The organism is Lentibacillus sediminis, assembly GCF_002763455.1.
Taxonomy (GTDB): domain Bacteria; phylum Bacillota; class Bacilli; order Bacillales; family Amphibacillaceae; genus Lentibacillus_D; species Lentibacillus_D sediminis_A.
The window spans coordinates 46,731-54,902 of the sequence record NZ_NIXK01000015.1; the positions used below are offsets into that span (position 1 = coordinate 46,731).

An 8,172-nucleotide genomic window follows, 5' to 3' on the forward strand; every position below is an offset into this window, starting at 1 on the left:
GCAGGAGCCGGGTGAGCTCACCCGCGCGATTCCTGCATTTTTTCTATCCATTCACTTAAGTGCTGTACATAATAAGTGGGCTGTTTTTCCACCTGCTCGAGTGCCTCATAGGGAGTGACCCCGGTGAAGACCATCAAGGTGTCCATCCCGGCGTGAATCCCTGCTAGAATATCGGTATCATAATTATCTCCGACCATTAAAACTTCTTCCTTGTTTAAACCGAGCTTCTTCAGAGCTTCTTCCATAATCACGGCTTCCGGCTTTCCGATAAACAGCGGCTCCACACCGGTGTTGACAGAAACTACCGAAGTAAGCGAGCCGTTCCCCGGCAGCAGGCCGCGTTCCGTCGGGATTGCCACGTCGCCATTCGTTGAAATAAACCGTGCACCGTTTCGGACTGCCAGGCAGGCCCGGGCAAATTTTTCATAAGTCACCTGCCGGTCAATGCCAACAACAACAAAATCGCTTATTTCCTCCTCGGTGATAGTAAGACCTTCTCTTTCCAGTGCCGTCAGCAGTCCTTCTTCGCCTATTACATAACAGCTGGCGTCCGCTTTCTGACTTCGGATATATCCCGCTGTTGCCTGGCTGGTAGTCAGCACTTGCTCACGAGTCGCATGGATTCCCATCTGAGTCAGTTTGTCCGCCACTTTTTCCGGTGTGGTGGATGAGTTGTTGGTCACAAAAAGATACGGGATTTGTTCAGCACGCAGCCATTCCACAAATGACGCGGCACCGTCGACTGGATCGGTACCGCGATACATCGTGCCATCCAGATCGATTAAATAGCCTTTATATGATTTCAATAGATGTCTTCCTTTCTTCTTACGATGAAGCCTGGTTCATTATTCATTGGAAAACGCATGGGCCACACCAAGCTCATTATCCAAATATTTCCTGATATGGCTGCTGAACTGTGTAAAAGCCGTCTGATTTTTCCGGATAACCTCCAGCAGTTCCTCATGATCCACCGCTGTATAGCTGGTCACCAACATTTTCCTTAAAGCGATTAACGCTTTGTAGCCTGTTTCTTCCTCCTGCGGCAGCACTTTTTCATCGATTAAAATATCAATAATATCTGCATAGCTTCCTGGGTCGCGCATAATAAAACCGTCGATCATCATGTTGCCGACATCCAGCATCCCTTCAATCAGGCCGTGCACCATCCGCTCCAATGCCCATTTTTCCGTAGCGGAAGTGAAGTTCTGGCTGCTGAGTTCTTCCATTATTCGTTCTATGTATTGAAGCGTTTCTTCTATTTTTTTCCTGTCTACAAAATACATCTTTTTACCCTCCGATCCATCTCCCCTATCTTATCACACGCCGGAAGATTTGAGGCAGCAAATGCGTTTAGAGAGTGTCCGACATTTCATCCTGCCCCTTTTGTCATTGAGGATGCTTCTCTACAACATTTCAGGCATTCGTTTACCCTCTTTTGTCGTTGAGAAGCCCTCTCTACAACATTTCGGGCTCTCAGACTGTCTGTTTTGCACGTGAGAACAACTCTCTCATGCATTTCCAGGGCGCATACTGCCTCTTTTGCACGTGAGAAAGCTCTCTCATGCATTTCCAGCGCTTATACGGCCAGCTCGAAAACCGCACTTAGCAAAAATTACTGCTCATATCCTTTTTAGAACGGCAAAAAATAGGAAGGAAAGGGAGCGATGAAAATGCCAAAAAAGAACAAATCATTTTCCAATTTTTCCAATGTGAGGAGCTTGAATGAAGAGCTGGTTCCAGAAGAATTTCCGGAGGGGCCACTTGGTTCTACTATTGACAAAGAAAAGCCAACAGAAGGAAAATCCGGGCCATGGCTGGAAGGTCAGCACCGCGGGAGTGCCTTTGTCTATCCGGATAAAGAGCAGCATGATGACCTGCCAAGAAAGACACCGGGCGCCCACCCGCTTCATGACGGTTCAGAAAAAAAGGAGTAGTTCCTCATCACGGAACTGCTCCCTCCCTTTCCTATATACATCACGCTAGGCCATTTTCTTTATAACAAAATAGGCACAGCCAAAATTGCAGTGTTCAAAAAGATAATCATCTAAGGTACCGATCCGTGCGTCCATCGCCGCCTTGAACTGGTGGTCATGATAAAATCCTTTAAGACGAAGCTGATCGTAACCCCAATCTCCGACGATGTAGTCGTACTTGGAGAGAATATCGGAATAACGCTCCTGCAGCGCTTTTTCGGAAAACCCATTTTTCACATCTTCCACCACTTCGTATCTTTTGCCGTGCAATTCAATCAACGATATTCCCTCCCCCGAGCATTGACTATAGTTTACCACAGAAAAAATAAATCCACAAAAAACTAAAAACAGATATGCAGAAATAATTACCTGCATGAAATTTCTCCCTCTCGCCAAACTAAAGAAAACATATTTATCAGCAGATGCATTCATTAATCAAGTTAAATTTACCAACAGGAGGAAAATCATGAAGACGAAACTTTTTACAGCAATCGGGCTGAGCGGTCTCTTGCTTATCAGTGGGTGTGGTGGTGACAATAATGCCGGGGAGCAGGGAATCGGCATTAATGAAAAATTGAATCCGAACAATGAGATGGAACAGCCGGCGAATGAAGAATTGAATGAACAGCTCGGTTATGTCCGTTTTTCCCGGGATGAAGTGAATAATACTCAGGAAGATCATGCTATGACCATGGACCGCACGGAGGTCGCGCAAATGATCACCAGAACCATTTTGCGTAATGAAGGATTTGAGGAAGTGGCCACCCTTGTTACCGACCAGGAAGTACTAATCGCGTATGAACGAAATGGCGAGCTTGATACGGAAAATGCTGCCGATATCGCCAGTAAAACCGCTATGTCTGTCGTACCAAGGTATTACAACATTCATGTCTCTGATAACGCGTCACTGATGGAAGACATCCAAAGCCTGCATAATTCTCGTACTGACAACCGGAATTATGATAACACGATTGATCAGATCATTAAGCAGATGAATCAGCCAGCGGAATAACCACGAATCAGCCGTTTTTGAGGAGGTGAAACACTTTGCTTTTTAGATATATTTCCATCATAGCCGTCCTGGCGCTTGTGATGCTTCTTTCTGATTTGGGTTATGTGCATGCCGAAGAGGAGGAAGACATTTATGATCAGCGGATGGCTTTGTTTAAAAAGACCGAGGCGCTGACGCAGATTCCATGGTATTACTTTGCGGCAATTGATAATTATGAGCGGAACATCCAGCCCAGTGATGAAGAAGAGCAGGTGATCTCAATTGATATCGATTCCGATAGCTGGTTTGGGATTGGCAATTCCTCCGATGTGTTGGATGCACGGATTATAGCTATGTTTGACGGGAAAGGAAAAGACGGCAATGGCGACGGTCTGGCAGATCCCGATGACCCGGAAGATGTCTTGTATACGATGGGGAATATGATCCTGGAATATGGGAGCCCCAACCGGGATGATATCAAGATTGCCTTATGGAATCATTATAAAAGCGATCTTACCGTGAAAACGATCATGAATACATCCAGGGTGTTTGCGAAGTTCCAGAAGATCAACCTGACGGACAGGGATTTCCCTGTTGCGACAGAGTATAATTACACGTACAACAATAATTGGGGGGACAGGCGTGGTTTCGGCGGCCTGCGGATTCATGAGGGGTCCGATATTTTTGCCGACTATGGAACCCCGGTTAAATCTACCACGTATGGCGTGATTGAAATGATGGGCTGGAATTTATACGGTGGATGGAGAATCGGTATCCGCGACATTTACAATATTTATCACTACTACGCTCATCTAAATGGCTACAGTGATGATATTGAACTCGGACAGGTCGTTCAGCCTGGCGATGTGCTCGGCAGTGTCGGCTCCACCGGCTACGGCCCGCCCGGCACCTCGGGAAAATTTCCGCCCCATCTGCATTACGGAATGTATAAATACAATGGAACCAGCGAGTTTTCCTTTGATCCATATCCATATTTACAGAAATGGGAACGGATGATTAAAAATTAATTCAAAAGCGGAAGCGCCCTTACAGGCTAAGAACGCCACGTCCTGTGGCAACGCCTGTACTAGCACGTCCTGTGCGTCGTAGCGACGTATGGGCTGCGCCTGGCCATGCCAGGTGGATCAGCGTTGCCGCGCAAAGCGGCGAATTTAGCTGATCATTCCTACGTAGGAGATAAAGGAGACACGACGAACGTAGTGAGTCGATGTTGACTTATCGTACGGAGGTGAAGGAAGTCCACACAGCTTTAGCGCTGGAGCTGGCCTGTGTGCCCTTGTTGAAAAGAGCCTTTACCACCGACGGTAAAGGCTCTCCTGTTATTTCTTGGCTTTTTTCACAGCATTGGTGATACTGGCGGCCAGACCGCCCCAGATGATCACCATGCCAATAATCATGACTGTAATTGCACCGCCGGTCATTTATTTAGCCTCCCTTTTTTCAGCGTCCTGTTTCTTCACTTCGGCCGGATTTTTCCATGGAGCCAGCGACAATGCGATGCCACCAAGGATCACCCCGGCAACGACGACCCATCCGCAGACAAGGATAAACAGATCCGGATACCCTCCATAGTTGCCGGTCGGGGTATCAAATTGCTGCAGCAAGTTCTGCGTGAACAGGCCATACATCATGTAGCCAAGCACAATTGGCGTGATGGCTCCAAGGCTGATCGGCCACCAGGAACCAAGACGAATGTCAGAAATTCCATTGGCATGTGTCTGCAAATCCTTAAGATGGCGAACGACCCAGACAACCAGAATCACTTCGACCAGACCAAGCAGCGCTACCCCAAACTGGTTAATGAAGTAATCGACGGCATCCAGGAAATTCAATCCGCCGCGCGTAGCAAAAATCAGAGAAATCACGGAAGCAGCTCCTGCGCCGAACAGTACCGCTCTCTTACGGGAAATATTAAATTTATCCTGCAACCCCGCTACGTATGTTTCCGTAATGGAAATCAGGGAGGACAGCCCCGCAAGCACCAGTGAGAAGAAGAACAAAAAGCCAAACAGCCCGTTCAGTGCCGGAAGCTCATTGATAATCTGCGGGAAGACCACGAAGGCCAGCGCCACACCGCCCTCTACAACACTGTCAACGTCTGTTCCGGACTGCATCGCCATAAAACCAAGTGCGGCAAAGACCCCAATCCCGCACAGCAGTTCAAAACTGGAGTTTCCAAATCCAACAATAAAAGCATTGTTCGTAATGTCGGTCTTTTTCGGCAAATAACTTGAATACGTAATCATAATCGCAAAGGCGATCGACAAGCTAAAGAAAATTTGCCCATAGGCTGCGATCCACACATCCGGTGAGGTGATCGCACTGAAGTCCGGCTGGAAAAACGCATTTAGCCCCTCCATTGCTCCCGGCAGTGTGACCGCCCGGATGACAATCAGCAAAAATACCAGAACGAGTGCCGGGATAAAAATCCGGTTGGCAATTTCAATCCCTTTGCGCACACCTGCAAACAAAATCCCAAATACAATGGCCCATACAAAAATTAATGGAATAAGTACACTTGGAACAAACCCGCCAAATTGCCCGGCATCCACCGTTTGCAGAAATTCCCCAAACATGAAGGCTTCTGTATCCGCGCCCCAGTTCTGGTTAAACGAGAAAAAGGAAAACATGATGGCCCATGCAATAATAACCGAATAATAGGTGGAGATGACAAATGCCACCAATACAGCCCACCAGCCGATCCATTCCGTTTTCTTGTTCATCCGCCTAAACGTCAGTGGTGCGGATCCGCGATACTTCTGGCCAAGCGTGAACTCCATAATCAAGATCGGAATCCCCGCTGTCAGCAGCGCGAATAAGTATGGAATAAAAAATGCTCCCCCGCCGCTTTCATAAGCTACCGATGGAAATCGCCAAATGTTCCCGAGCCCGATTGCCGAGCCTGATGCAGCCAAAATAAACCCTGCTCTTGTCCCCCATTGTGACCGAGTGTTCATGAATAAGACCTCCCCATTTGATTTTCCCCTTGTCCAGTTTTACTGAACAAGGCTGCCCCTGATGTTAAATTTTTCTGATATATATTGATTGTATTATACCGGTACTATTAAACTATGTCAAAGTATTTTGTGTATTATTATAAAAAAATTTTTTCTGTTAATGTTGAGTGGGTTAGTCTGGTTTAATTGTTTCATGTCAGATATTGCGCGGGACGGGTAATTTGCTGCTGGAGACTCTGCTTTGAAATATCTTCACTTGTAAAGTTTTATCAAGGCATTTATCGGATTGTTTCCGGTTATTCCTGCTCGGTGTGCCACGTAGAGGCAGTCTATGGCCTGCCCCACGCGGAAGAAGAACGGCAGCCGATCAGGTTACTTCTCCTGCAGCAGCACTTCCAGAATATCATCCATCGTAATCCACTGGAGTGAGTTTTCAGTGATAATTTGCATCTGCTTCTGGCCTGGTGCTATTTTCTCCACTTGCCCGGTCAGCCAGCGGTTCTCGTATGGGTGGAAGATCTCGATTTTCACCGCGATGTCATATTCGAGAGCGTCATGAAGGAGACCCGCCAGCCGGTCGAGCTCCTGTTCATCCAATATGGGCTTTGTCTTTTTGTTTAATTCCTGGCGCTGCCGGCGGATCACCTCCTTATGTTCCGGCAGCATCATCCGGCTTGCTTCCCAGCGCATATTATGCCCGGGGGTCAGTTTATTTGGCTTCATGCGTCCATCCCTTCCTTTCTATTTATAGTGGCCGCCAATTTTTTCTGCCCGAATGTAAGCCTGCCCGGCCGCACTTAGAGAGGCCGCCCGAACCAATGCCGCAGGGCCGTATCTCTTATGGATCTCATCCATCGCCTGGCTGAGCCGCTCCTTTTTCAGGGAAAAATCGAATAGATTCAGCTGCTGCGGGTTATCCGGCTGCAGCTGGGACAGGGTAACACCTACGCTTCGGACCGGTGTTCCATCCCAGTAGGTGCAAAACAGTTTCACAGCAGCATGGTAAATATCCATGCCGAAATTCGTTGCGGTATGCAGCTTCATTTGCCGATGAAATCCGGTCGGAAACGCAAGATCCGCACCCCGGATGCCGACAGACACGGTATTTCCCCTGCTCTTTTCTGCCCGCGTCCGCCGGGCCACTTCCTCACTCAGTTCGAGCAATATGACCTTAACTTCTTCAAACGTCTGATAGTCGCGCGGCAGCGTCATGTGATGACCCACCGCTTTTTGCTGGGTATGGGTGTCCGGGCTGACCGGGGATGGGTCCGCCCCATTCGCGCTCTGCCACAGCAGCTCGCCATTTACCCCCCAGCGCTTGCGCAGGATGCCCAGCGGAAAATTGGCCAGCTGCCCAATATCCTCAATCCCCATCCGCTGCAGATGCCGCTCCATCCGGCTCCCCACCCCATGCAGTTTCCCAACCGGCAAAGCCCACATTTTCTCTTTCATATTGGTTTCATTCAGCTCAAAAATCCCTGCAGCATTTTTCTTGGCAAAATTATCGCAAGCGATTTTGGCCAGAATCTTGTTTGGGGCGATTCCCACCCTGGCGTACACCCCGGTATCCTCCATGATCGCCTCTTGCACCTGTTTGGCAATTGTGTGCGGATTACCGAAAAGGCTTTGGCTCCCTGTGATGTCCATAAACTGCTCATCAATCGAGTAGACCTCGACAAGGTCGGTAAACTGCTCCAGGATGGTCGTAATTTGAGCAGAGACCTTAATATAATGTTCCATGCGCGGGCGCACGATCACCGCTCCCGGACATTTGGCTTTTGCCTGCCACAAAGCCTCCGCCGTCTCTACCCCAGCCTTTTTGGCCAACGGGCAGGCCGCCAGAATAATCCCGCTCCTTCTTTCCGGATCACCGGAAACCACCAACGGCTTATCTTGCAGCTCCGGATGCTCCGCTTTTTCTACTGAAGCATAAAAAGAAAGCATATCCACAAGAAAGATGACCTTTTTCATAAAAAACCCCTCCACATAGGAACTGGTGTTTGTTATTATTATTATATGCGAATATACGTTCCTTATTCAATGGTAATTATTTCAGATGCTGGAAATTATCGAAAAGGGTGTCTGGTGGTTGGAGGCGGCGGGCTATACGTCTTTTCTAGCATCCAGTCGTTTACTTTTGATCTTGAGAACCGCTCTATTCATCTTTTTGGACCTTCAGCCGCTCTCTTTTGATCTTGAGAAGCGTTCTATCCATCTTTTTGGACCTTCA

At 48.1% G+C, this 8,172-nt stretch carries 10 protein-coding genes; 3 read left to right on the forward strand and 7 right to left on the reverse strand.

The genetic code is table 11. The features are described 5' to 3' along the window. Positions 1–17 precede the first annotated feature (17 nt). Together CEG13_RS17730 and CEG13_RS17735 are read right to left on the reverse strand one after the other, a co-directional pair. A complete protein-coding gene (locus tag CEG13_RS17730; protein WP_100013228.1) occupies positions 18–806 on the reverse strand; it encodes a TIGR01457 family HAD-type hydrolase in 789 nt (262 codons plus the stop codon). Positions 807–845: 39 nt separating this feature from the next. Beyond that, the gene (locus CEG13_RS17735) at positions 846–1,283 is read right to left on the reverse strand and encodes a DUF86 domain-containing protein (protein ID WP_100013229.1); all 438 of its coding nucleotides are present in this window, start codon (positions 1,281–1,283) and stop codon (positions 846–848) included. 387 nt (positions 1,284–1,670) lie between these two features. On the opposite strand from CEG13_RS17735, the gene CEG13_RS17740 reads away from it, so the two are divergent. After that, positions 1,671–1,934 (forward strand): hypothetical protein, encoded by a 264-nt coding sequence (locus CEG13_RS17740; RefSeq protein WP_100013238.1) that lies wholly within the window; start codon positions 1,671–1,673, stop codon positions 1,932–1,934. A gap of 45 nt (positions 1,935–1,979) precedes the next feature. Here the strand turns inward: CEG13_RS17740 and CEG13_RS17745 are convergent, their stop codons facing one another. After that, positions 1,980–2,252, reverse strand: coding sequence for a YutD family protein (locus tag CEG13_RS17745; protein ID WP_100013239.1), 273 nt, complete (start codon positions 2,250–2,252; stop codon positions 1,980–1,982). A 187-nt stretch (positions 2,253–2,439) separates the two neighbouring features. On the opposite strand from CEG13_RS17745, the gene CEG13_RS17750 reads away from it, so the two are divergent. Continuing rightward, positions 2,440–2,985, forward strand: coding sequence for a YhcN/YlaJ family sporulation lipoprotein (locus tag CEG13_RS17750; protein ID WP_100013230.1), 546 nt, complete (start codon positions 2,440–2,442; stop codon positions 2,983–2,985). 80 nt (positions 2,986–3,065) lie between these two features. Then, positions 3,066–3,992: a M23 family metallopeptidase gene (locus CEG13_RS17755; protein ID WP_100013240.1), complete on the forward strand. Its 927-nt coding sequence runs from the start codon at positions 3,066–3,068 to the stop codon at positions 3,990–3,992. A 312-nt stretch (positions 3,993–4,304) separates the two neighbouring features. On the opposite strand, the gene CEG13_RS18620 is transcribed toward CEG13_RS17755, so the two are convergent. From CEG13_RS18620 to CEG13_RS17770, 4 genes are all read right to left on the reverse strand, one after another. Next, positions 4,305–4,406: a methionine/alanine import family NSS transporter small subunit gene (locus CEG13_RS18620; RefSeq protein WP_143469696.1), complete on the reverse strand. Its 102-nt coding sequence runs from the start codon at positions 4,404–4,406 to the stop codon at positions 4,305–4,307. After that, on the reverse strand, positions 4,407–5,942 hold the full coding sequence (locus tag CEG13_RS17760) for a sodium-dependent transporter (RefSeq protein WP_100013231.1): 1,536 nt from the start codon (positions 5,940–5,942) through the stop codon (positions 4,407–4,409). Positions 5,943–6,314: 372 nt separating this feature from the next. Beyond that, the gene (locus tag CEG13_RS17765) at positions 6,315–6,665 is read right to left on the reverse strand and encodes a YolD-like family protein (protein ID WP_100013232.1); all 351 of its coding nucleotides are present in this window, start codon (positions 6,663–6,665) and stop codon (positions 6,315–6,317) included. 18 nt (positions 6,666–6,683) lie between these two features. Next, positions 6,684–7,913 carry a DNA polymerase IV gene (locus CEG13_RS17770; RefSeq protein WP_100013233.1) on the reverse strand — a complete coding sequence of 410 codons (1,230 nt, stop codon included), beginning with the start codon at positions 7,911–7,913 and terminating at the stop codon, positions 6,684–6,686. Between the last annotated feature and the right edge of the window lie 259 nt (positions 7,914–8,172).